At 70.2% G+C, this 20,115-nt stretch carries 23 protein-coding genes; 4 read left to right on the forward strand and 19 right to left on the reverse strand.

Annotated elements, in window-relative coordinates; genetic code table 11:
• Window positions 1–14: 14 nt before the first annotated feature.
• The 19 genes from der to ACLFRB_RS07055 form a co-directional block, all read right to left on the reverse strand.
• Window positions 15–1,403 (reverse strand): ribosome biogenesis GTPase Der, encoded by a 1,389-nt coding sequence (gene der, locus ACLFRB_RS06965; RefSeq protein ID WP_411068289.1) that lies wholly within the window; start codon window positions 1,401–1,403, stop codon window positions 15–17.
• A gap of 6 nt (window positions 1,404–1,409) precedes the next feature.
• Entirely contained in the window at window positions 1,410–2,558 is a 1,149-nt protein-coding gene (gene bamB / locus ACLFRB_RS06970) for an outer membrane protein assembly factor BamB (RefSeq protein WP_411068290.1), read from the reverse strand.
• Entirely contained in the window at window positions 2,555–3,229 is a 675-nt protein-coding gene (locus ACLFRB_RS06975) for a YfgM family protein (RefSeq protein ID WP_411068291.1), read from the reverse strand. The genes bamB and ACLFRB_RS06975 overlap by 4 nt, the downstream gene beginning before the upstream one ends.
• A 41-nt stretch (window positions 3,230–3,270) precedes the next feature.
• On the reverse strand, window positions 3,271–4,218 hold the full coding sequence (locus ACLFRB_RS06980; RefSeq protein ID WP_411068292.1) for an ABC transporter ATP-binding protein: 948 nt from the start codon (window positions 4,216–4,218) through the stop codon (window positions 3,271–3,273).
• A complete protein-coding gene (locus ACLFRB_RS06985; protein WP_411068293.1) occupies window positions 4,215–5,231 on the reverse strand; it encodes an ABC transporter ATP-binding protein in 1,017 nt (338 codons plus the stop codon). The genes ACLFRB_RS06980 and ACLFRB_RS06985 overlap by 4 nt, the downstream gene beginning before the upstream one ends.
• Window positions 5,209–6,465, reverse strand: a complete 1,257-nt coding sequence (hisS, locus tag ACLFRB_RS06990) for a histidine--tRNA ligase (protein ID WP_411068294.1) — start codon at window positions 6,463–6,465, stop codon at window positions 5,209–5,211. The genes ACLFRB_RS06985 and hisS overlap by 23 nt, the downstream gene beginning before the upstream one ends.
• On the reverse strand, window positions 6,465–7,592 hold the full coding sequence (gene ispG / locus ACLFRB_RS06995) for a flavodoxin-dependent (E)-4-hydroxy-3-methylbut-2-enyl-diphosphate synthase (RefSeq protein WP_411068295.1): 1,128 nt from the start codon (window positions 7,590–7,592) through the stop codon (window positions 6,465–6,467). Before ispG ends, hisS begins: the two co-directional genes overlap by 1 nt.
• Before the next feature lie 102 nt (window positions 7,593–7,694).
• Window positions 7,695–8,867: a RodZ domain-containing protein gene (locus tag ACLFRB_RS07000; protein ID WP_411068296.1), complete on the reverse strand. Its 1,173-nt coding sequence runs from the start codon at window positions 8,865–8,867 to the stop codon at window positions 7,695–7,697.
• A 21-nt stretch (window positions 8,868–8,888) separates the two neighbouring features.
• Complete coding sequence (pilW, locus tag ACLFRB_RS07005; protein ID WP_411068297.1) at window positions 8,889–9,695, reverse strand: type IV pilus biogenesis/stability protein PilW; 807 nt, start codon at window positions 9,693–9,695, stop codon at window positions 8,889–8,891.
• 1 nt (window position 9,696) lies between these two features.
• Window positions 9,697–10,806, reverse strand: coding sequence for a 23S rRNA (adenine(2503)-C(2))-methyltransferase RlmN (rlmN, locus tag ACLFRB_RS07010; protein WP_411068298.1), 1,110 nt, complete (start codon window positions 10,804–10,806; stop codon window positions 9,697–9,699).
• Window positions 10,803–11,234 (reverse strand): nucleoside-diphosphate kinase, encoded by a 432-nt coding sequence (gene ndk, locus ACLFRB_RS07015; protein WP_411068299.1) that lies wholly within the window; start codon window positions 11,232–11,234, stop codon window positions 10,803–10,805. Before ndk ends, rlmN begins: the two co-directional genes overlap by 4 nt.
• A gap of 103 nt (window positions 11,235–11,337) precedes the next feature.
• The gene (mtaB, locus tag ACLFRB_RS07020; protein WP_411068300.1) at window positions 11,338–12,732 is read right to left on the reverse strand and encodes a tRNA (N(6)-L-threonylcarbamoyladenosine(37)-C(2))-methylthiotransferase MtaB; all 1,395 of its coding nucleotides are present in this window, start codon (window positions 12,730–12,732) and stop codon (window positions 11,338–11,340) included.
• Entirely contained in the window at window positions 12,729–13,811 is a 1,083-nt protein-coding gene (gene mnmA, locus ACLFRB_RS07025; RefSeq protein WP_411068301.1) for a tRNA 2-thiouridine(34) synthase MnmA, read from the reverse strand. Before mnmA ends, mtaB begins: the two co-directional genes overlap by 4 nt.
• Before the next feature lie 18 nt (window positions 13,812–13,829).
• Window positions 13,830–14,036: a Fe-S cluster assembly protein IscX gene (gene iscX, locus ACLFRB_RS07030; RefSeq protein WP_054965847.1), complete on the reverse strand. Its 207-nt coding sequence runs from the start codon at window positions 14,034–14,036 to the stop codon at window positions 13,830–13,832.
• 38 nt (window positions 14,037–14,074) lie between these two features.
• Entirely contained in the window at window positions 14,075–14,407 is a 333-nt protein-coding gene (sufA, locus tag ACLFRB_RS07035) for a Fe-S cluster assembly scaffold SufA (protein WP_411068302.1), read from the reverse strand.
• A 115-nt stretch (window positions 14,408–14,522) separates the two neighbouring features.
• A complete protein-coding gene (locus ACLFRB_RS07040; RefSeq protein ID WP_411068303.1) occupies window positions 14,523–15,683 on the reverse strand; it encodes a cysteine desulfurase family protein in 1,161 nt (386 codons plus the stop codon).
• Between the two features lies 1 nt (window position 15,684).
• Window positions 15,685–16,155, reverse strand: coding sequence for an Rrf2 family transcriptional regulator (locus tag ACLFRB_RS07045; protein WP_411068304.1), 471 nt, complete (start codon window positions 16,153–16,155; stop codon window positions 15,685–15,687).
• 42 nt (window positions 16,156–16,197) lie between these two features.
• A complete protein-coding gene (gene cysE / locus ACLFRB_RS07050; protein WP_411068305.1) occupies window positions 16,198–16,989 on the reverse strand; it encodes a serine O-acetyltransferase in 792 nt (263 codons plus the stop codon).
• Window positions 16,990–17,047: 58 nt separating this feature from the next.
• Complete coding sequence (locus tag ACLFRB_RS07055; RefSeq protein WP_411068306.1) at window positions 17,048–17,827, reverse strand: RNA methyltransferase; 780 nt, start codon at window positions 17,825–17,827, stop codon at window positions 17,048–17,050.
• Between the two features lie 104 nt (window positions 17,828–17,931).
• Between ACLFRB_RS07055 and ACLFRB_RS07060 the strand changes: the two genes are divergently transcribed.
• The 4 genes from ACLFRB_RS07060 to ACLFRB_RS07075 all read left to right on the forward strand — a co-directional run bounded on the left by ACLFRB_RS07060 (window position 17,932) and on the right by ACLFRB_RS07075 (window position 20,014).
• On the forward strand, window positions 17,932–18,732 hold the full coding sequence (locus tag ACLFRB_RS07060) for an inositol monophosphatase family protein (RefSeq protein WP_411068307.1): 801 nt from the start codon (window positions 17,932–17,934) through the stop codon (window positions 18,730–18,732).
• A 117-nt stretch (window positions 18,733–18,849) separates the two neighbouring features.
• Entirely contained in the window at window positions 18,850–19,083 is a 234-nt protein-coding gene (locus ACLFRB_RS07065; RefSeq protein ID WP_411068308.1) for a hypothetical protein, read from the forward strand.
• A gap of 3 nt (window positions 19,084–19,086) precedes the next feature.
• Complete coding sequence (locus tag ACLFRB_RS07070; protein ID WP_411068309.1) at window positions 19,087–19,353, forward strand: hypothetical protein; 267 nt, start codon at window positions 19,087–19,089, stop codon at window positions 19,351–19,353.
• Between the two features lie 157 nt (window positions 19,354–19,510).
• Window positions 19,511–20,014: a BCAM0308 family protein gene (locus ACLFRB_RS07075; RefSeq protein ID WP_411068310.1), complete on the forward strand. Its 504-nt coding sequence runs from the start codon at window positions 19,511–19,513 to the stop codon at window positions 20,012–20,014.
• The last annotated feature ends 101 nt before the right edge of the window (window positions 20,015–20,115 follow it).

Raw genomic sequence — 20,115 nt, forward strand, 5'->3', positions numbered from 1 at the left:
ACCCGCCCGGATGCTCAGCCCTTCCGCGCCTTCCGGGCCTTCTTCTTCCGGACGGATTTGGGCGCCTCCTTGTGGCGCGCGCGGCCCTTGTAGGGGCTCTCCTGCTTGCGGAACTGCAGGCGCAGGGGCACGCCTTCCAGGCGGAAGGCCTTCTGGAAGGCGCGCTCCAGGTAGCGCAGGTAGTTGTCGGGGAGGGTGTTGGTGCGGGAGCCGTGGATGACCACGGTGGGTGGGCGCTTGGCGCCCTGGTGGGCGTAGCGGAGCTTGGGGCGGAAGCCGCCGCGCACCGGCGGGGGATGGGCCTCGGTGGCCTCCTGCAGGATCCGGTTCAGCTCGGCGGTGGGCAGCTCCTTGGTGTAGGAGGCATAGATGGTCTCCGCCGTCTCCAGCAGGTGGCCCACGCCGGTGCCGTAGAGGGCGGAGATGTAGCGCAGGGGGGCGTAGTACAGCGGGGTCACCAGCTTCAGGTCCAGGGTGCGGCGCAGCCGGGTCTTCTGCTCGTCGTCCAGATGGTCCCACTTGTTCACGGCCACCACCACGCCCCGTCCGGCGTCGCGCACCAGCCGGGCCAGGCGGGCGTCCTGGTCGGTGACGCCCTCGTGGGCGTCCACCAGCAGGAAGACCACGTCGGCGGCCTCCAAGGCCTGGATGGCCTTGAGGGTGGAGAACCGCTCCAGCTCCTTTTTGATGCGCGAGCGGCGTCGCACGCCGGCGGTGTCGATGAGCGTGTAGGTGTGGCCCTCGCGCTCCAGCACCGTGTGGATGGCGTCGCGGGTGGTGCCGGGGCGGTCGTAGGTGATCATGCGCGGCTCGCCGAGGAGCGCGTTCACCAGGGTGGACTTGCCCACATTGGGCCGCCCCACCATGGCGATGCGGATGCCCGGAAGCTCTTCTTCCCCCTCCGGGGCGGGCGGCAGGCGCTCCTCCACCAGGTCCACCAGGCGGCCCATGCCCTGGTTGGCGGCGGCGGAGACGGGCAGCGGCGCACCGAGGCCCAGGGCGTAGAAGTCCGCGCTCACGGTGGCGGGATCCAGGTCCTCGCTCTTGTTCACCACCAGCAGCACCGGCACCTGCATCCGGCGCAGCTCCTCGGCGATGGCGGCGTCCTCGGGGTGCAGGCCGAGGCGGCCGTCCACCAGGAAGACCACCAGCTCGGCGTCACGGATGGCCTGCCGGGTCTGCTCGGCGGCCATGAGCTCGATGCCGCCCTCCGCCTCGGTCTCCAGGCCGCCGGTGTCCACCAGCAGGAAGTCCCGCTCCCCGTAGGCGCAGGTGCCGTAGATGCGGTCCCGGGTAACACCCGGGGTGTCGGAGACCAGGGCGTCCCGGCTGCGGGTCAGGCGGTTGAACAGGGTGGACTTGCCGACGTTGGGCCTACCCACGAGGGCGACGATCGGTTTCATGGCCGGCTATCGCAGCCCCAGCCGATTGAGGGTCCCCTGATCGGTGAGCACCAGCAGGTCGTCCCCCTCCAGGGGCAGGGGCGGACTGTTCACCGCGCTGATGCCCACCTCCCGCCGGGCCAGGACCTTACCGCTGTCCCGGTGGTACCAGGTGACCCGTCCGCGGGAGTCCCCCACCACCACGGCGTGCTCGGTCAGCACCGGCGCCGACAGCGACCCCGCGTCCTCGAGGTCCGTCTGGGTCCAGAGGGTGCCGCCGTTGGAGCGGTCCAGGGCCATGACCTTGGCGTCGGCGGTGGTGATGTACAAGGCCTCATCGTCCACCGCCAGATCGTTAAACACGGAGAACTTCCGCTGCCAGAGCTGCTGGCCGCTGCCGGCCTCCAGGGCCACCACGGCGCCGTGGTAGGCGGCCGTGTAGACCGTGCCGTCCCGCACCACGGGGCCGGTGTCCACGTCCACCATGCGCTCCAGCTCCGTGCGCCCGGTGGAGGTGGCAATGCGCTCTCGCCAGCTCGGCCGGCCGTCGCCCGCCTCCAGGGCCACCAGCTCGCCGGTAGAGAAGCCGGTGAAGACCAGCCCGTCCCGGTAAGCGGGGCGGGCCCCGCCGCGGAGGGCGAGGCTGCGGCCCTCCACGTTGTAGGACCAGCGCGTCCCGCCGTCGGCGGCGCGCAGGGCCCAGAGATAATCGTCGGCGGTGCGCAGGAACACCATCCCCGAGGCCACCCGCGGGGCCGTGATGACCTCCGAGGAGACCTGGGCCCGCCAGACCGTTTCCCCGTCCTCGGCGCGCAGCCCCCAGACTTCGCCCTCGTCGGTGCCCACGTACACCCGCTCGTTGTCCTCGCCCAGGGTGGCCCCGCCGGCGACGCGGCCGCCCAGGTCGCGCACCCAGCGGATCCCACCGGATTCGGCATCCACCGCGTAAAGGCGCCCCTCTCGGGTACCGATGAAAGCCAGACCATCCGCCGCAGCCATGCGCGTGGCGGCAAAGGGCCGCACGCTCCAGTCCTTGAACAGGGGCATGGCCCAGGAGCGGTGGGACGTCAGGCTAGGCGGTCCGTCTTCTTCCTGCTCCTGCCCCGATACGGCGGGCGGTGCCAAGGCCAGGGCGATAGCCAGGGCCATCCCGGGAAACAGGTGCACTGCCCTCATCCGGTCTTCCTTTTTTTCTCTTCAGAGGTCCCTGACGCGTCGGGAAGCTGCTCCAGCCGGCTCTGGATGGTCTCCTCCAGGGGGCCAGAGCCCGGCTGCTGGCGGGCCTCGCGGAAGACCCGGGCGGCCGCCTCGTGGTCACCCTGCGCCGCCAGCAGGTCGCCCTTGAGCAGGAAATAGCTGGGCAAAAAGGCCTCCCCATCCAGAGTGGCCAAGGTATCAAGGGCCGCCTGGGGATCCCCCTGGTCCCACTGGATGCGGGCCCGCTCTTCCACGGCGATATGCCGGACCTCGTCGGGCTCACCGTCGGCCTCGGCGAGGGGGGCCAGGGTCGCCAGGGCCTCCTCGCTCTGGCCGTCCTGGTACTCGAGGCGAGCCCGGTATACCCGGCCGAAGGCGGCATAAGGAGTGTCTTCATACTCGGCGATCAGGTCGCCGAGGGCTTGGCGGGCGTCCCCCTCCCGGCCGGCCTGCAGGGCCTCCACGGCCGAGCCGTAGGCCTCCGAGGCAGCGAGAAGCTGGGCGCTCTGGTGCCGGTAGTATCCGTAGCCGGCGCCGGCCCCAACGGCCACGGCGACGGCCAGGGCGAAGAGCCCCCACCGATGACGGTGGGCGAACGCCTTGAGGGCCTCCATGCGGCGCCCTTCCTCGAGATCCAGGTTCTCTTCCAACGCTTCCTCCCGGAGGTGTTTGGTACGGTATCGCCGTTGTCTCAGCGGGCCCGCCGGCAGGCGGCCACCTGCCCCTGCCCCAGGTCGTATCCCTGGAATGGCCACTCCGCGCAAGCGTCCTGCGCCTCGGGGCAGCGGCTGTAGAAGGGGCACTCACCGGCCTGGTCGCGCACGGCCCCGGCGGGGATGCGGCGCTCCCGTTCCCGGTGCCCCCCGGGGATGGCCGCGAGCAGGCCCCGAGTGTAGGGGTGGGCGGGACGCTCGAACAGCCGATCGGTGGGCCCCTCCTCCACCACCCGGCCTCCGTACATGACCACCACGCGGTCGCTCAGGTAGCGCACCACCCGCAGGTCGTGGCTGATGAACAGATAGGCGAGGCCGAAGTCCCGCTGCAGCTCCTTGAGCAGGTTGAGGATCTGCGCCTGGATGGACACGTCCAGGGCCGAGACCGGCTCGTCGCAGACCATCAGGCGCGGCTCCATGACCAGGGCCCGCGCGATGCCGATGCGCTGGCGCTGGCCGCCGGAGAACTGGTGCGGAAACTTGTCCGCGGCGTCTCCGCCGAGCCCACAGCGCTCCAGCACCTTGGCCACGCGCCGGCGCCGCTCGGCGGCGTCGCCCAGGCCGTGGACCTTCAGGCCCTCCTCCACGATCCGGCCCACCCGCATGCGCGGGTTGAGGCTGGCATACGGGTCCTGGAAGACGATCTGCATGTCGCGCCGGGCGCGCTGCAGCCCGGCGCGACGGGCCCGGGTGATGTCCTCGCCCGCGAAGCGGATCACGCCGCCGTCGGGCTCCATGAGCCGCAGGGCCATGCGCGCCAGGGTGGATTTGCCGCAGCCCGACTCCCCCACCAGCCCCACGGTCTCGCCGGGGGCCAGGGTGAGGTGGACGTCGCGCACGGCCCAGAAGGTGGTCCCGCCCCGTCCCCAGGGCCCGCGCTGGGTGAAGGACTTGGACAGGCCTTCCAGCTCCAGGAGCTCCGTCAATGCCAGATCTCCGCGCTGACCTCGTCCGGGAACAGGCAGCGGCTGAGGTGGCCGTGCCAGCCCTCCAGGGTTACGGGCCCGGCCCGGCAGCGCTCCCGCGCCAGCGGGCACCGCTCCGCGAAGCGGCAATATGGAGGCCAGTGGCCCAGCTCGGGAACCCTGCCGGCCAGGGCCGGCAGGGCCCCGTGGGGCTCCTCCTGTCCGGGGATGGCCTCCATGAGCCCGGCGGTATAGGGGTGACGCGGGCTGTTCAGCACCTGCGCGGCGGGGCCGTACTCCACGATCTGGCCGGCGTACATGACGGCGATGTGGTCGGCGATCTCCTCCGCCACCCCGAAGTCGTGGGTGATGAACAAGAGTCCCATGCCCCGGTCCCGCTGCAGGTCGGCCAGAAGCTCCAGGATGTGGGCCTGGATGGTGACGTCCAAGGCGGTGGTGGGCTCGTCGGCGATGAGCAGGTCCGGGTCGCAAGCCAGCGCCATGGCGATCATCACCCGCTGCCGCTGCCCGCCGGAGAGCTCGTCGGGGTACGCCCGCAGGCGCTCGCCGGGATCGGGGATCCCCACCCGCTCCAGGAGGTCCCCGGCGCGGCGCAGGGCCTCCCGCTTGCCCAAGCCGCGATGGACCCGCAAGGGCTCCGCCACCTGCCGGCCCACCCGGAACACCGGGTTCAGGCTGGTCATGGGCTCCTGGAAGATCATGGCCATGGCGTCGGCGCGCAGACGCCGCCAGGTCCGGGCATCCGCCCCCGCCAGGTCCCGGCCCTGGAAGCGGATGTGCCCGCTCCGGACCCGGGCCACCTCCGGAAGCAGACCCATGCAGGCCAGGGCCGTCATGGACTTGCCGCAGCCCGACTCGCCCACCACGCACAGGGTCTCGCCGGCCTTGAGCTCCAGGGAGACCCCGTCCACCGGGATCCGCCGACCGGCCTCGTCCAGGCTGACCGTCAGGTCCTCGAGGGCGAGGACCGGCTCGGCGCCCCGGGCGATCCTAGGTGCCGCGGCGGATGACATGGTCCTCCACCCCTTCCCGGCGAACTGACTCCTGCTCCCCGGAGGCCAGATCGCGCACCAGCACGGTGCCCTCCGCCTGCTCCTGCTCGCCCAGGACCAGGGCCAGGCGCGCCCCGGAGCGGTCCGCCTTCTTCAGCTGGCTCTTCAGGCTGCCGCCGCCGCAGTGGTACCAGGCGGAGACGTCCCGGTCGCGCAGTGATTCCGCCAGCGCCATGGCGTCGGGCTCCACCGCGGCGTCCAGGGGGGCGATGAAGACCGCCGGGTGGCTTTCCGGCACGCGCTCCGGCGCCACCAGCGCCAGCAGGCGCTCGATGCCGAGGGCGAAGCCCACCGCGGGGGTGGCGGGGCCGCCGATCTCCTCCACCAGGCCGTCGTAGCGGCCGCCGGCCACCACCGTGGCCTGGGAGCCCAGCTGATCGCTGGTCCACTCGTAGACGGTGTCGGTGTAGTAATCGAGGCCCCGCACCAGGCGCGGGTTGAGCTCGTAGGGCACCCCCGCCGCGTCCAGCAGCGCGCGGAGCCGGTCGAAGTGGGCCCGGCTCTCTTCCCCCAGGAAATCCGTGATCTCGGGGGCCCCGGCCACTGCCTCCTGGCAGGTGGGCACCTTGCAGTCCAGCACCCGCATGGGGCTGCGCTGGATGCGCTCCTGGCAGGTCTCGCACAGGCTGCCCCGGCGCGCCTCCAGGAAATCCACCAGCTCCTCCCGGTAGACCCGCCGATCCGCCGGCTTGCCCAGGGAGTTGAGATGGAGGGTCAGCCCCTCCACCCCCAGGCCCTGGAGGAGCCGCCGGGCCATGAGGATCTGCTCCACGTCCAGGTCCGGCGTGGCCGGGCCGAAGGCCTCCACCCCCACCTGATGGAACTGCCGGTAGCGGCCCTTCTGCGGCCGCTCGTGGCGGAACATGGGGCCCAGATAGTAGAGCCGGTGGGTCTGGCCGCGGAACATCCCGTTGGTGATGCCGGCACGCACGCAGCCGGCGGTGCCTTCCGGCCGCAGGGCCAGGATGTCGCCGCCGGTGTCCTCGAAGGTGTACATCTCCTTCTCGACGATGTCCGTGTCCTCGCCGATGGAGCGGGCGAACAGCTCCAGCCGCTCCACGTGGGGGAAGCGAATCTCCCGGTAGCCGTAGGCCTCCAGGACGCGCCGGGCCTCGGCTTCCAGGTGCTGCCAGGCGGCGGCTTCGTCCGGAAGGATGTCGTTCATCCCCCGGACCGGGCGGATCTTTTCGGCCACTAGGCGCTGCCCTCCACGGGCGATGCGGAGGCGCCGTCCTCGCCCTCGTCTTCCTGGCGCTGCTTGGCCACGTAATCGCGCACCGAGCGCTCCACCCGGTCCACCAGGGTCTCGTTGTCCACCTTGTAGCTGGGCTCGCCGTCGATGTAGACCAGGTTCTTGCCGCCCCCGGTGACGCCCACATCCGCCTCCTTGGCCTCGCCCACGCCGTTCACCACGCAGCCGATGATGGAGACGTTGAGGTTCTCGTTGACGTCCTCCAGCCGGGCCTCCAGCTCGTTGACGGTGTCGATGACGTTGAACTCCTGCCGCGAGCAGCTCGGGCAGGCGATGATGTTCACGCCGCGGTGGCGGAGGTGCAGGCTCTTGAGGATGTCGAAGCCCACCTTCACCTCCTCCACCGGATCGGCGGCCAGGGACACCCGCAGGGTGTCGCCGATGCCGTCCGCGAGGAGCATGCCCAGGCCCACCGAGGACCGCACCGTGCCCATGCGCAGGCTGCCGGCCTCGGTGATGCCCAGATGGAAGGGGTAGTCCACCTGCGTGGCGAGCTTACGGTAGGCCTCCACGGCCAGGAACACGTCCGAGGCCTTGAGGCTGATCTTGGTGTCGTGGAAGCCATGGCTCTCCAGGATCTCCAGGTGGCGCAGAGCGGACTCCGCCATGGCGTCGGCGTTGGGCTCGCTGTACTTCTCCAGCAGGTGCTTCTCCAGGGAGCCCGCGTTAACGCCCACCCGGATGGGAATGCCGTTGTGCTTGGCCGCGTCCACCACGGCGGCCACCCGGTCCCGCTTGCCGATGTTGCCGGGGTTGATGCGCAGGCAGTCCACCCCCATATCGGCCACCTTGAGGGCAATGCGGTAGTCGTAATGGATGTCCGCGATGAGGGGGACATCGGGGACGCGGGCGCGGATCTTGGCGAAGGCCTCGGCGGCGTCCTTGTCGGGCACGGAGACCCGCACGATGTCGGCGCCGGCGGCCGCCACCTGCTCGATCTGGCCCACCGTGGCCTCCACGTCGCAGGTGTTGGTGTTGGTCATGGTCTGCACCGCGATAGGCGCGTCGCCGCCGATGGGCACGGAGCCCACGTGGATCTGCCGCGTCTTCCTGCGATGAATCCCCCACATACCCATACGCTCCCTCTCCGGACCGAACGTCCGGAGCTGTTTATGCACCATGAACCCGGAATTCCGGTATCGACCGATTGGATGGCCTTCCAGCAGCCCCCGCTACTCTTCCGGAGCGGCGAAAGTCCGGGCGTCGGACCCGTCGCCCCCGGTTTCCGGCCCACCCCGGCCGCCGTTTCCGGCGCCGTCATCGGCCTCTCCCAAGGTCGGGGGCGGCACCACCTGGGATTCCGGAATGGTAGGCGAGGAGGCGTCCACCTTGGTGGTCACCACTTGTCCGGACCTACCCAAAGGCTCCAGGGGCTCGCCGTCGAAGTACAGCTGTACCCCTGCCGCATTACCCACCTTTACCCGGAAGGGCGCCTTCCCGTACAGACGCAGGGTTTCGTCGCCCTCCACCATGCGCCGCAGCAGCAGGTTATCCTCGGCGTCCTTGATCTCCATCCAGCTTTCTACCCAAGTGCGGACCCGCAGCCGCTGCATGTCCTGCGGAAGCCGCGGTGAATCCGGCTCCTCCATGTCCAGGCGGCGGAAGCGCGGTTCCTCGCTGCCTGAACCAGCCTCCGCGGAGTCCGAGGCATCCGGCGATTCGGGGATGGAATCCAGCTCCGCCGCCTCGGCTGACCCTTGATCCTCCAGGCTGGAGGGACCGGAATTCTCCTTGTCCAGCACCTGCTGCAGCTCCTCCTCCGGGGGGGGTGCGGCATCCGACTCTTGCTCGGCCATGGCCTGGCCCTCCCCGGCGGACGCCTCTTCCTCGGCATTCTCGCCTGGGTTTTCCGCCCCCTCAGGCTCGGAGGAAGCATCTTCGGTTCCGGCCGTCTCTCCTTCGGTACGGCCGGAGTCCATGACCTCGGCGGGGTCCATGCCGTCCCCCACGAACCAGAAGGTGGTGCCCCCAACCAGCAGAAGAAGCAGTAAGCTCACGGAGACCACCCGCCCGGGGTGCTCGATCATGGGCCGCTCGGGCTCCGGGATGATCGGCGTGTCGTTTTCCGCCCTAGGCGCATCCCCGCCCGACTGACGGGCCTCAAAGGCCTGAATCACCGAGTCAGGCGACAGGCCCACAATGGCAGCGTAACTGCGAAGGTAGCCGCGGATATAGGCCGCCCCCGGTAGGCGGCTGAAGTCCTCCGACTCCAGGGCCTGGATATGCTCCACGGTGAGGCGGAGCTCCTCGGCCATGTTGGCCTGGGTCCACCCTGCCGCCTCCCGGGCCCGGCGGAGCTGCTCGCCGAACCCCGAAGCTTCGTTCTCCGTCTCCTCGCTTACCATTCCCCCCTCCTTGCCCCTTTTTTAGCGCGCCCGGGCCCGGTCGCCCATGCGTTCGAGGCGGGTGCGCGCCTTCTCGGCCACGCCGCTATCCGGCGCGACCTCCAGCACCCGCCTCAAATGATCTGCGGCCCGCTCCTCGTCGCCCAGTTCCCGGGCCAGCTCGGCGGCAAGCAAGTGCCCACGGGGATGCTCGGGCCGCCGTTCCAGGAGCTCCTCCGCCTCGTCCTGGGCTTGGTCCAGATCCCCCTGGTCCCGAAGCAGCCGCACCAGGGCCAGCCGGGCGGCCGGGTAGTCGGCCCGCAAGCGCAGGGCCGTGCGCAGCATCTCCTCGGCCCGGTCGGACTCCCCTTCCTCACGGGCCAGCCAGCCGAGATTGTAGTACGCCTTTTCCGGCGTGGAATACATTGGGTCCTGCAGCGCCGCCTCGAACTGCTCCTTCGCTCGTTCGTAGGATCCCAGGCCAGCCAGGAAGGCGCCGTAGTTGTTGCGGACCTGAGGGTCGTCGGGGTCCAGGGCGACGGCCTCTTCGAAGGCCTCCTCGGCCTTGTCGTCGAATCCGAGGTTTTGGTAAGTCAACGCAAGGGCGTTGTGAATACGGGCGTCATCGTCGTTCAGGGAGCGGGCATCCTTGAGCTTGCGCAGGGCATCGCGAGGCCGTCCATCCCGCAGGTAGGCCATGCCCAGCTCCAGGTAGATCTCACTGCGGGTGCGCTCCCCCTCCGGCCCCGCCCCCTCCCCGGAGGAGGTGGTGGCGCAACCGGAAAGCAGCAGGGCGACCAGGGCGACGGCCGTGGAGCCTAGGGCGGCACGCCTGGCGAGCTGAATCAATTCACACCCCCTCGGTACCCACGGAAACGTCTCCGGCGTCGCGATTCCGGCCCTGGAGCTGGCCGCAGGCGGCATCGATGTCATCGCCGCGGGGGGTGCGGGTCACCGCCACCATTCCCCGCTCGAGCAGGATGTCCCGGAAGCGGTCGATGGCCTCCTGGGAGGAGCGCTGGAACTCCGCCTGGGGAAAGGGATTGAAGGGGATCAGGTTCACCTTGGCGGGGATCCCGTCGAGCAGGCCCACCAGCCGGCGGGCCTCCGCGGGGGAGTCGTTGACGCCGTCGAGCATGACGTATTCGAAGGTGATCCGCCGCCCCCGGGGCAGCGGATAGTCCCGGCAGGCCCGGAGCAGGCGCTCCAGGGGATAGGTACGGTTGATGGGAACGATCCGGTCCCGCACCTCGTCGGTGACGGCGTGCAGGGAGATGGCCAGGTTCACCGGCGTGTCGCGGCCGAGCTCCGCGATCTTGGGCACCACCCCCACCGTGGACACCGTGATGCGCCGGCGGCTCAGGCCGTAGGCGCAATCGTCCATGAGCAGATGGATGGCACGCAGCACCGCGTCGTAGTTGAGCAGCGGTTCGCCCATGCCCATGAACACAATGTTGGTGAGCCGATCGCCCACCACCGACTGGGCATGGCGCACCTGGCTAACGATCTCCCCCGCGGCCAGGTTCCGCTGGAAGCCGCCGTATCCCGTCGCGCAGAACTTGCAGTCCAGCGGGCAGCCGGCCTGGGAGGAAATGCACAGGGTGCCCCGATCCTCCTCCGGGATGAACACGGTCTCCACCGCGTTGCCGTCCTCCAGGCCCAGCAGCCATTTGATGGTGCCGTCGGCCGAGCGCTGCTCGGACAGGACCTCCGGCTCCAGCACCCGGGCCTGCTCACCCAGCCGGGCGCGCAGGGCCTTGCCGAGGTCGGTCATGGCCTCGAAGTCGGAGACGCCCCGCTGGTGGAGCCACTGCATCACCTGCCGGGCCCGGAAGCGCTTCTCCCCCATCTCGGCGAAGAAGGCCTCCAGCCCGGCGCGGTCCAGGCCGACGAGGTTCACCGGGCCGCCGGTGGGCGGCCGCCGGGAACGGCCCTGCTGGACGGTCTCGGTGGCGGTCATGCGTCGCGGTCGAACACTTCCAGGTGGTTGAAGAAAAAGGCCACTTCCTGGGCCGCCGTCTCGGGGCTGTCGGAGCCGTGCACCGCGTTGGCGTCGATGCTGGTGGCGTAGTCCGCCCGGATGGTGCCGGCGTCCGCTTCCTTGGGGTTGGTGGCGCCCATCAGCTCGCGGTTCTTGGCGATGGCGTTGTCGCCCTCCAGTACGGAGACCACCACCGGGCCGGAGACCATGAACTCCACCAGGTCGTTGTAGAAGGGCTTGTCGGCATGGACGGCGTAGAAGGCCTTGGCCTGCTCGGTGGTCAGGCGGACCATCTTCATGGCCTTCACGCGCAGGCCGTTGCGCTCGAAACGGGAGAGGATCTCCCCGATCACGTTCTTGCCCACAGCGTCCGGCTTGATGATGGAAAGGGTCTGCTCGGTGGCCATGCCTTCTCCCGTCGGGTTTTTCGGTTGCATCAACTGGGTATTCGGTGAAGGCGCCAAGCCTATCACTGGCACGGGGGGCGGGCAATTCGGAGGCCCGGCAGGGTCAGCCCGGCACCACCAGCGTCTCCTCCTCCACCCGTTCCGGCACGCACTCCACGAGCTCCCCGGGCTCGGCCCGACCCGCCGGCAGTCGCACCGGCAGGTAGGTGGCCGCCCGCCCGCGCACCCAGCCCGGATGGTGGCGGTCGGGCTCCTCCACCAGCACCCGCTGGCGCCGCCCCACAGCCCGCTGTAGCACCCGTTGCCGGATTTCCGTGCCCAGCTCGCGCATGCGCGCCGCCCGCGCCTTGCGCTCCGGCGCCGGCACCTGCTTGGCCTCCGGGATGCGCCCCCCGGGGGTCTCCGGGCGCGGCGAGAAAGGGAAGACGTGCGGATAGGCGATCTCCAGCTCCTCCACCAGGGCCAGGGCGTTGTCGAAGGCGGCCTCGGTCTCGGTGGGGAAGCCCACCAGCACGTCGGCGGACAGCACAAGATCCGGCGCCGCCTTGCGCAGGGCGGCCATGCGCTCGCGCACCAGCTCGGGGCCGTAGCGGCGCTTCATCTGCTTGAGCACCTTGCCGTCGCCGTGCTGCAGGGACAGATGCACGTGCGGGCAGAGCTTGGGCTCGTCGCGAAACAGGTCGATCAGCTCGTCGGTGATGTGGCTGGGGTCCAGAGAGGACAGCCGCAGGCGGAAGTCGCCCTCCCTTTCTGCGACGGCGGCAAGCAGCCCGGCCAGGTCCGCGCCGTCCGCCAGATCGGCGCCGTAGGAGCCCACGTCCACGCCGGTGACCACGAACTCGCGGGTGCCTACCTGCGCCCAGCGGTCCACCTGGCGCACCACGTGGCGCACCGGCACCGAGCGGCTGCCGCCGCGCACGCTGGAGATGATGCAGAAGGTGCAGGACTGGTCGCAGCCCTGCTGCACCTGCAGGAAGCCCCGGGTGCGCGACTCGAAGCGGGTCAGCAGGCCCTCGGGCACGGCGCTGGCGGCGTCCGGGTCGCCCACCATCACCTGCGGCAGCTCGCCCGCCTCCAGGTCGGGGATGAGGCCGTGGACGTCCACCTTCTCGCCGTTGCCGAGCACCAGGTCCACGCCGGGGATGGCCGCCACCGCCTGGGGATCGCGCTGGGCGTAGCAGCCCGCCACCACCATGAAGGCGTCCGGGCTGCGGCGCAGGGCGCGGCGCACCAGCTGGCGGGCCTGGCGGTCCGCCTCGCGGGTGACCGTGCAGGTGTTCACCAGGTAGAGATCGGCCTCCGCCTCGAAGGGCACCAGCTCGTAGTCGGCGCCCTGCAGGGCCTGGCGGATGGCCTCGGTCTCGAACTGGTTGACCTTGCAGCCCATGGTGGAGGTGGCCACCCGGCGCACCCGTCCGGCGGGGCGGGACTCCGCCCCGGCCGCCGCATCCCCCGCGGACGGGCGCACGAAGGTCAGGGGGGCGCTTTCGCCGCTCACGCCGCCGCCTCCGCGATCCAGCCGCCCCCGAGCACCTCGTCGCCGCTGTAGAAGGCGGCCACCTGACCCGGGGTGACGGCGCGCACGGGCTCGGCGAAGGTCACCCGCGCCCGGTCTCCCGCCAGGGGCTCCACGCGGGCGGCCACCGGCTTGCCGGCGTAGCGGACCTTCACTTCTGCCTCCCGGCCCCCTTCGGGCAGGGGGTCGCCGAACCAGTTCAGCCCCTCCACCTCCATGGCGGCGTGGAAGATCTCATCGGCCTCCCCCACCACCACGCGGTTGGCGGCCGTGTCCACCGCCACCACGTACATGGGTCGTCCCGCGGCGAGGTGTAGGCCGCGGCGCTGACCCACGGTGTAGTAGGCGGCGCCCCGGTGCTCGCCGAGCACGTTGCCGGCGCGGTCGACGATCTCCCCCGGCTCCAGGCCCGGCCCGGCGCCCCGGCTGGCCACGAACTCGGCGGCGGAGCGCGATACGAAGCAGATGTCCTGGCTCTCCGGCTTGTCGGCGGTGACCAGCTCGTAGCGGGCGGCGAGCTCGCGCACCTGGTGCTTGTCATAGCCGCCCACCGGGAACAGGATGGAATCCAGCTCGGCGGCCGGGGTCACGGCGAGGAAGTAGGACTGGTCCTTGTCGCCGTCCCGTCCCGTGCGCAGCCGGGAGCGCTCACCGTCCCGCTCGATGCGGGCGTAGTGGCCGGTGGCCAGGTAGTCGGCCCCCAAGTCGCGCACCTGCTGGAGGAGGCGGTCGAACTTGATGAACTGGTTGCAGCGCGCGCACGGATTGGGCGTGCGGCCCGCCAGGTACTCGTCCACGAAGTTGTCCACCACCTTCTCGCGGAAGGGCTCGGCGTAGTTGAGGACGTAGAAGGGGATGCCCAGGCGGTCCGCCACCCGGCGGGCATCGTCGGCGTCGTCCACGCTGCAGCAGCCGCCCTCGTTGCCGGGGCCGTCCCACAGGCGCATGGTGACCCCGATAACATCGAAGCCCTGCTCCTGGAGCAGGGCCGCGGTTACCGAGGAATCCACTCCGCCGGACATGGCCACCACCACGCGGGATGGTGCGCCCGCAGTGCTCAAGATCGCCTCCTTAACTTCTTACTGCTCGTTCTGCGCCGCCTCGTCGATCCAGGAGAGCTGGATGGCCTGGAGCTCCTGGTCGTCCACCCGGTTGGGGTCGTCGTCAAAGCCCTCCAGCTGAGTGACCAGATCCCGCAGTTCCTCGTAAGTGATGTACTGCGGATCCACATCGGGCTGGGTCTCGGCCAGCTCCACGGCGATGTCCTGCGTATCGGTCCATTTCATGGCGCGCTCCTTTCCCGACGAGGGCGGACCCCGGGCCCTCAGCCGACGCTGAAGCTCTCCCCGCAGCCGCACTCGGCGGTCACGTTGGGATTGTTGAAGCGGAACATGGACTGCAGGCCCTCGCTCACGTAGTCCATCTCGGTGCCCTCGATCAGGGACATCACCTCCGGATCCACGAAGACCTTGGCGCCGTGGGCCTCGTAGACCAGGTCCTCCGCCTTGGGCTCGTCCACGTACTCCAGATTGTACATGTAGCCGGAGCAGCCGCTTTTGCGGACACCGACCCGGATGCCGACCCCGCTGCCGCGCTTGGCGAGCTGGTTCCGGATCTGGTCGGCGGCACGCTCGGTTATCGTCAGGGACGCGGTCATGGAGCTTCTCCGTCCGATTGGGTTGGGTGGCTCGCGGAGGCCGACTTTCGGCCCCCTGCCTATCAGGATTTGGGGCTTGTGCCCCGCTTGGTCAAGCGCCGCTCGCCATCCGCCCTCAGGCGGGATGGGTGGTCCGTTCCTGGAGGCGCCGCACCAGGGGCACCAGGGCCCCCAGGAGCTCCTCCACTTCGGCTTGGCTGGTGGTCCAGCCCATGCTGACCCGGAGCGAGCTGCGCGCCCGCTCCGGCGGTATGTCCATGGCCAACAGCACCGGCGAAGGCTCCAGGCTGCCGCTGGCGCAGGCGGAGCCGCTGGAGACAGCGAACCCCGCCAGGTCGAGGTTCATGAGCAGGGTCTCCGCCTCCACCCCCGGGAAGAGGAGACAACTGGTGTTGGGCAGGCGTTCCGCCGCCTCCGACACCACCTCCACGGCGACGCCGGACGCGCGCAGGTCCGCCTCCAGGCGGTCCCGCAGGCCCCCGACGCGCCCCGGGAAGCCCGCCAGCCGCTCCCGGGCGAGCTCGGCGGCCTTGCCAAACCCGGCGATCCCCGCCAGGTTCTCGGTGCCGGCGCGGCGCTCCCGCTCGTGCCCCCCGCCGTGCAGGAGGGGATCGAGGGGCAGCCGGCGGGCATCCCGCACCAGGGCGCCCACCCCAGGCGGGCCGCCGATCTTGTGCGCCGACAGGCTCATGGCGGCGGCCCCGGAGCCGGCGAAGTCCAGCGGCACCTTGCCGGCGGCCTGCACGGCGTCCGTGTGCAGGGGCACGCCGTGCTCCGCGCACACCGCCGCCAGCTCCGCGATGGGCTGGAGGGTGCCGGTCTCGTTGTTGGCCCACATCACCGACACCAGCCCCACCGGCCGGTTCGCTTCCAGGGCCCCCCGCAAGGCCTCGGGGGTGACGCGGCCGGCCCCGTCCACCGGGACCTCGGCCACCGGCTGGCCCCGCTCCCGGAGGTAGCGGGCGGTCTCCAGCACGGAAGGATGCTCCGTGGCCCCCACCAGCAAGGTGCGCGCGCCCCCCTCCCGGGCGGCGAAGCCCTTGAGAACCGCGTTGTTGGCCTCGGTGGCGCCGCCGGTGAAGGTCACCTCCCGAGGGGCGCAACCGGCCAGCGCGGCCACCCGCTCCCGGGCGTCCTCCAGGCGGGCGCGGGCCCGGCGCCCCCAGGCGTGCACGGAGGAGGGGTTGCCCCACCCCGCGGCGAGGCCGTCGGCCACCGCCTCCCGGACCGCGGGGTCGGGGGGAGTGGTGGCGTTGTGATCGAGGTAGGCCGTCACCTCAACTCCGCGCCTGGGCCTTGATGTGGGTCCCGGCGGGGCCCTCCACCACGCTGGTCCGGCCCTTGTTCTCCTCCACCAGCTGGTCCAGGGTCACGGCCACCAGGAAGTCGTAGATGTGGTCGCCCAGCCGCATCCACAGCCAGTGGGTCAGGCAGTGCTCCGACCCCTTGCACATCTTGCCCTCGTTGCCGCCGCACTGGGTAGCCGAGATGGGCTCGTCCACGGCCAGGATGATGTCGGAGACGGTGGTCTCGTTCATGGGCCGTGCCAGCAGGTAGCCGCCGCCGGGTCCCCGGACACTCTCCACCAGGCCGGTACGGCGCAGACGGCCGAACAGCTGCTCCAGGTAGGACAGGGAGATCATCTGCCGTTCGGCGATGTCGGCGAGGGCCACGGGGCCGTCCTGGCCGTGCAGGGCCAGGTCCACCATGGCCGTTACCGCGTAGCGCCCCTTGGTCGTCAGTCGCACAATCCACTCCTTACAGGCTGTTGCGCCTTGTTGGTCGCCCGGCTAGCGGTCTTCCTGGTCCCGGGCGGTGTCCATTGCCGAGGCCGGTTCGCTCGCCTCGCCCCCCGCATGTTCCTCCCCCTCCCCCACAGGACAGCTCCAGCCCTCGCTGTCCGCGGGCACGGGGGCGCGATGATCGTGCTCCAGGGATTCCAGCCGGCGCTCCACGGCGTGGACGTGCTCGGAGATGCATTCCACGGCCTTGGCCACCGGGTCCGGCATGTGCTCCTTCTGCCCGTAGGGGTCGAAGCCCTCGCCGGTGCGGGCGCCGTCCTTGTTCACCACCCGCCCGGGAACCCCCACCACCACGGCGTTCTCCGGCACGTCCTTGATGACCACGGCGTTGGAGCCGATGCGGCTGCAGCTCCCCACCTCGATGGGGCCGAGGATCTTGGCGCCGGCGCCCACCACCACCTGATCGCCGAGGGTGGGGTGGCGCCGCTCCCGTTTCCAGGTGGTGCCGCCCAGGGTGACGCCGTGGTAGAGGGTGACATCGTCCCCCACCTTGGCGGTCTCGCCGATCACCACGCCCATGCCGTGGTCGATGAAGAAACGGCGGCCGATCTCGGCCCCCGGATGGATCTCGATGCCGGTCAAAAAGCGGGCGAAATGGGACAGGGCCCGCGCCAGCCAGCGCCACCGCCGGTGCCACAGCCGATGGGCCACCCGGTAGATCAGCACCGCGTGCACGCCGGGATAGGTGGTAAGCACCTCCCACCGGGTCCGGGCGGCCGGATCCCGCTCGAAGACGATGTCTGTGTGCTCCCGGAGGGCCCGGGAAAGGGACTGAACCATGGTCGCCGCTAATACCTGCTCGGTTATTGGGGTTTTTTACTAAGACCAAGTAAGCGTGTCAAGAATCCCGACCGTTTTCCTCGGAAGAAGCTCCCGCCTTCTCCCGGGGCCGATGGCCGTGGATTCGCTTCTCGATGGCGCTCAGGAAGCCGCGGAAGAAATGCACCTCGCTCTCCGTGGGGCGAGCACGCAGCAGGAGGCGACGCATGCGCCGGTCCGTGCGCTTGGGGCTCTGCGGATTGACGAAGCCAACGTCCCGCACCACCCGCTCCAGGTGCTCGAACAGGCCGGCAAGCACCTGGCCTCCGGCGGGCAGGTGCTCCGGTTCGGACACCGCCTCGTCCCCGGCGTTCGCCGCCAGGCGGGCCTCGTAGGCCAGGATCTGCACCGCCTGGGCGAGATTCAGGCTGCTGTACTCGCCGGCGGTGGGGATGTGGACCAGGCGGTCGCAGCGGTCCAGCTCGGCGTTGGTTAGCCCGCTGCGCTCGCGGCCGAACACCAGGGCCCCCCGCCGCCCTGCCCGCGCCTGGCCCAGGAGCTCGTCCATGGCCGTGCGCGCCGTGCGAACGGGGATGCTGAGCTCCCGCCCGCGGGCGGTGGTCCCCGCCACCCAGCCCACATCCGCCAGGGCCGCCCCCAGATCCGAATGGACGGTGGCGGCGGCCAGCAGGTCGTCGGCCCCCGAGGCCCGGGCCGTAGCCTCGGCGTCGGGGAAGCGCGCCGGGCGAACCAAGCGCAGATCCCCCAGCCCCATGTTCTTCATGGCCCGCGCCGCGGCGCCGATGTTGCCCGGGTGGCTGGGCTCCACCAAGACGATGGCCACCTTGTCCAAGCACATCCTGCTATCCTCTTACGCTTCCCCGCATTCCCCCGCCGCGCGTTGCATGGCGGGATGAGGGGAGGTTACCGTTAGCCGCCCGTTCCGCAGCCGAGGGGACTCCCATGCATCCCATGCTGACTACTGCCGTCCGCGCCGCCCGCTCCGCCGGGGACCTGATCGTGCGCGCCTTCGACCGCCTCGACGAGCTGACCGTCGACACCAAGGGTCCCCACGATTTCGTCACCCAGGTGGACCGGGCCGCGGAGGAGACCATCGTCAACGCCCTGCACAAGGCCTATCCCGACCACGCCATCCTCGGCGAGGAGGGCGGCGTCCACCGGGAGGGCTCCCGCTACCGCTGGATCATCGACCCCTTGGACGGTACCACCAACTTCCTCCAGGGCCTGCCGCACTTCGCGGTATCCATCGCCCTGGAGGAGGACGGCAAGCTGGACCAGGCCGTCATCTACGACCCGGTGAAGAACGATCTGTTCGTGGCCACCCGGGGCGGGGGCGCCCAGCTGAACGAGCGCCGCATCCGCATGCCCGAGCGCAAGGGGCTGGACGGCGCCGTGCTGGCCACGGGCTTCCCCTTCAAGTACCCGGAGCTGATCGAGGCCTACCTGGACACCTTCCGCGCCTATGTCCGACACACCAGCGGAATCCGGCGCTGGGGCTCGGCGGCCCTGGACCTTGCCTACACCGCCTGTGGGCGCTACGACGGCTACTGGGAGTTCAAGCTCAACCCGTGGGACATGGCGGCGGGCGCCCTGATCGTCCGCGAGGCGGGGGGCATCGTAACGGACTTCGACGGCGGCGACGACTTCTTCACCAGCGGCAACGTCCTCGCCGCGTCTCCCCGTGTCCACCGCGCCATGCTGGCCGACCTGAAGAGCCACGTGCCCGCCGACCAGCGCCGCTAGGCGACCCCTCCCCCGCACCCTGTCCTTGAAACGCGGCGATTGAACCCTCAGCGTCGGGTACGGATCGAATTAATAGGTTGTCCGATGATCCATACACCTACTCGATGGGGGTAACCAATGGACGTGCAGCGCTCCAGCGAAGGACACGGCGACTACATCCTCACCTTCGATAAAAACGAGGTCGAAGACCTCTCGGATCCAGTGATGGGCAAGGCGGCGCAGATGTCGCGCTCCATCCTCGACCTGGGCTACCTGCTGCGGGAGGCGAAATTCGGGATGCGCGACAACTTCCGCCAGCCCCCGCACGCCTTCGACGAGCACGCACCCAAACAGCCGAGCGTGGAGGACTGAGCCATGCGCATCGCCAACCAGGGTAGGGAACAGGTCCAGATCGCCGTGCATCCCGAGGAGGCCCGCCTCCTGCTGAGTGAGCTCAAGGACCACGCCGAGCTGATGGACGGCGAGGCCGACGATCTCATCGAGGCCCTCGAGCAGGCGGGGGTGGAGCCCTACGACTACCCGCAGCACTACCGCCTGGAGTTCCCACAGAACTGGCACAAGATCCGCCGGGCTTCCCCGGAGGAGATCACGCTGACCCGCCAGGAGGTGGTGGGGATGTAGCCCTTCCTGCCGTCGCCGACAGACCCGGGGCCCCGCTCCGGGTTTCTTTTGCCGGCGCGCGGCATGGGGTGCACCCCGACTCCCTCCCATCCGCCGGCTGGGATAGGGTGAACGGGGCTTCCGTGATCCAGCCCCGAACCGCCAAGGAGGCAGCGGCATGAACGGAGACACCGGCAAGAACCATTCCCGTCTGGACAAGATGATCCAGGAGCACCGCAACGACCCCTATTTCATGCGGGCCAAGTACAGCCAGCCCGCCGTCTGCAGGGAGTGCGGCGTGGTGTTCGACGGCGGCATCTTCCAGTGGATGAAGAACCCGCCGGAGGAGGCCGAGCTCATGATCTGCCCGGCCTGCTCCCGGATCAAGGAGGACTACACGGGGGGAATGGTCACCCTGGAGGGGGACTACCTGCGGGAGCACTGGGAGGACATCCGGAACCTCATCGAGAACGTGGAGAAGCGCGAGGCGGGCCGGCGCCCCCTGGAACGGATCATGGAGATTCGAAAAGAGGATGACGGTTCCGTTATAATCCGGACCACGTACGAGCATCTGGCGCGCGGCATCGCCGACGCCATCCATCGGGCGCACAAGGGGGATCTGGACATCAAGTATCCGAGCGAAGACAAATACGTCCTGGCCCATTGGCGGCGGGACCGATGACCCGGGCGGCCCGGTTCCGGCTCCCGGCCCTCACCCTGGTCGCCCTGGGCATGGCCCTGCCCTTGGCCCCAGGCGCTGCGGCCCAGGATCGCCAGCAGGAG

Origin of the sequence: Thiohalorhabdus sp., assembly GCF_046545655.1 — a bacterium.
Lineage (GTDB): Bacteria > Pseudomonadota > Gammaproteobacteria > Thiohalorhabdales > Thiohalorhabdaceae > Thiohalorhabdus.

Coding starts and splice junctions, on each gene's coding strand:
- der (WP_411068289.1), bottom strand. CDS start 1,403: ATGAAACCGATCGTCGCCCTCGTGGGTAGGCCCAACGTCGGCAAGTCC.
- bamB (WP_411068290.1), bottom strand. CDS start 2,558: ATGAGGGCAGTGCACCTGTTTCCCGGGATGGCCCTGGCTATCGCCCTG.
- ACLFRB_RS06985 (WP_411068293.1), bottom strand. CDS start 5,231: ATGTCATCCGCCGCGGCACCTAGGATCGCCCGGGGCGCCGAGCCGGTC.
- ispG (WP_411068295.1), bottom strand. CDS start 7,592: ATGTGGGGGATTCATCGCAGGAAGACGCGGCAGATCCACGTGGGCTCC.
- ACLFRB_RS07000 (WP_411068296.1), bottom strand. CDS start 8,867: ATGGTAAGCGAGGAGACGGAGAACGAAGCTTCGGGGTTCGGCGAGCAG.
- rlmN (WP_411068298.1), bottom strand. CDS start 10,806: ATGACCGCCACCGAGACCGTCCAGCAGGGCCGTTCCCGGCGGCCGCCC.
- ndk (WP_411068299.1), bottom strand. CDS start 11,234: ATGGCCACCGAGCAGACCCTTTCCATCATCAAGCCGGACGCTGTGGGC.
- iscX (WP_054965847.1), bottom strand. CDS start 14,036: ATGAAATGGACCGATACGCAGGACATCGCCGTGGAGCTGGCCGAGACC.
- sufA (WP_411068302.1), bottom strand. CDS start 14,407: ATGACCGCGTCCCTGACGATAACCGAGCGTGCCGCCGACCAGATCCGG.
- cysE (WP_411068305.1), bottom strand. CDS start 16,989: ATGGTTCAGTCCCTTTCCCGGGCCCTCCGGGAGCACACAGACATCGTC.
- ACLFRB_RS07055 (WP_411068306.1), bottom strand. CDS start 17,827: ATGTGCTTGGACAAGGTGGCCATCGTCTTGGTGGAGCCCAGCCACCCG.
- ACLFRB_RS07060 (WP_411068307.1), top strand. CDS start 17,932: ATGCATCCCATGCTGACTACTGCCGTCCGCGCCGCCCGCTCCGCCGGG.
- ACLFRB_RS07065 (WP_411068308.1), top strand. CDS start 18,850: ATGGACGTGCAGCGCTCCAGCGAAGGACACGGCGACTACATCCTCACC.
- ACLFRB_RS07070 (WP_411068309.1), top strand. CDS start 19,087: ATGCGCATCGCCAACCAGGGTAGGGAACAGGTCCAGATCGCCGTGCAT.
- ACLFRB_RS07075 (WP_411068310.1), top strand. CDS start 19,511: ATGAACGGAGACACCGGCAAGAACCATTCCCGTCTGGACAAGATGATC.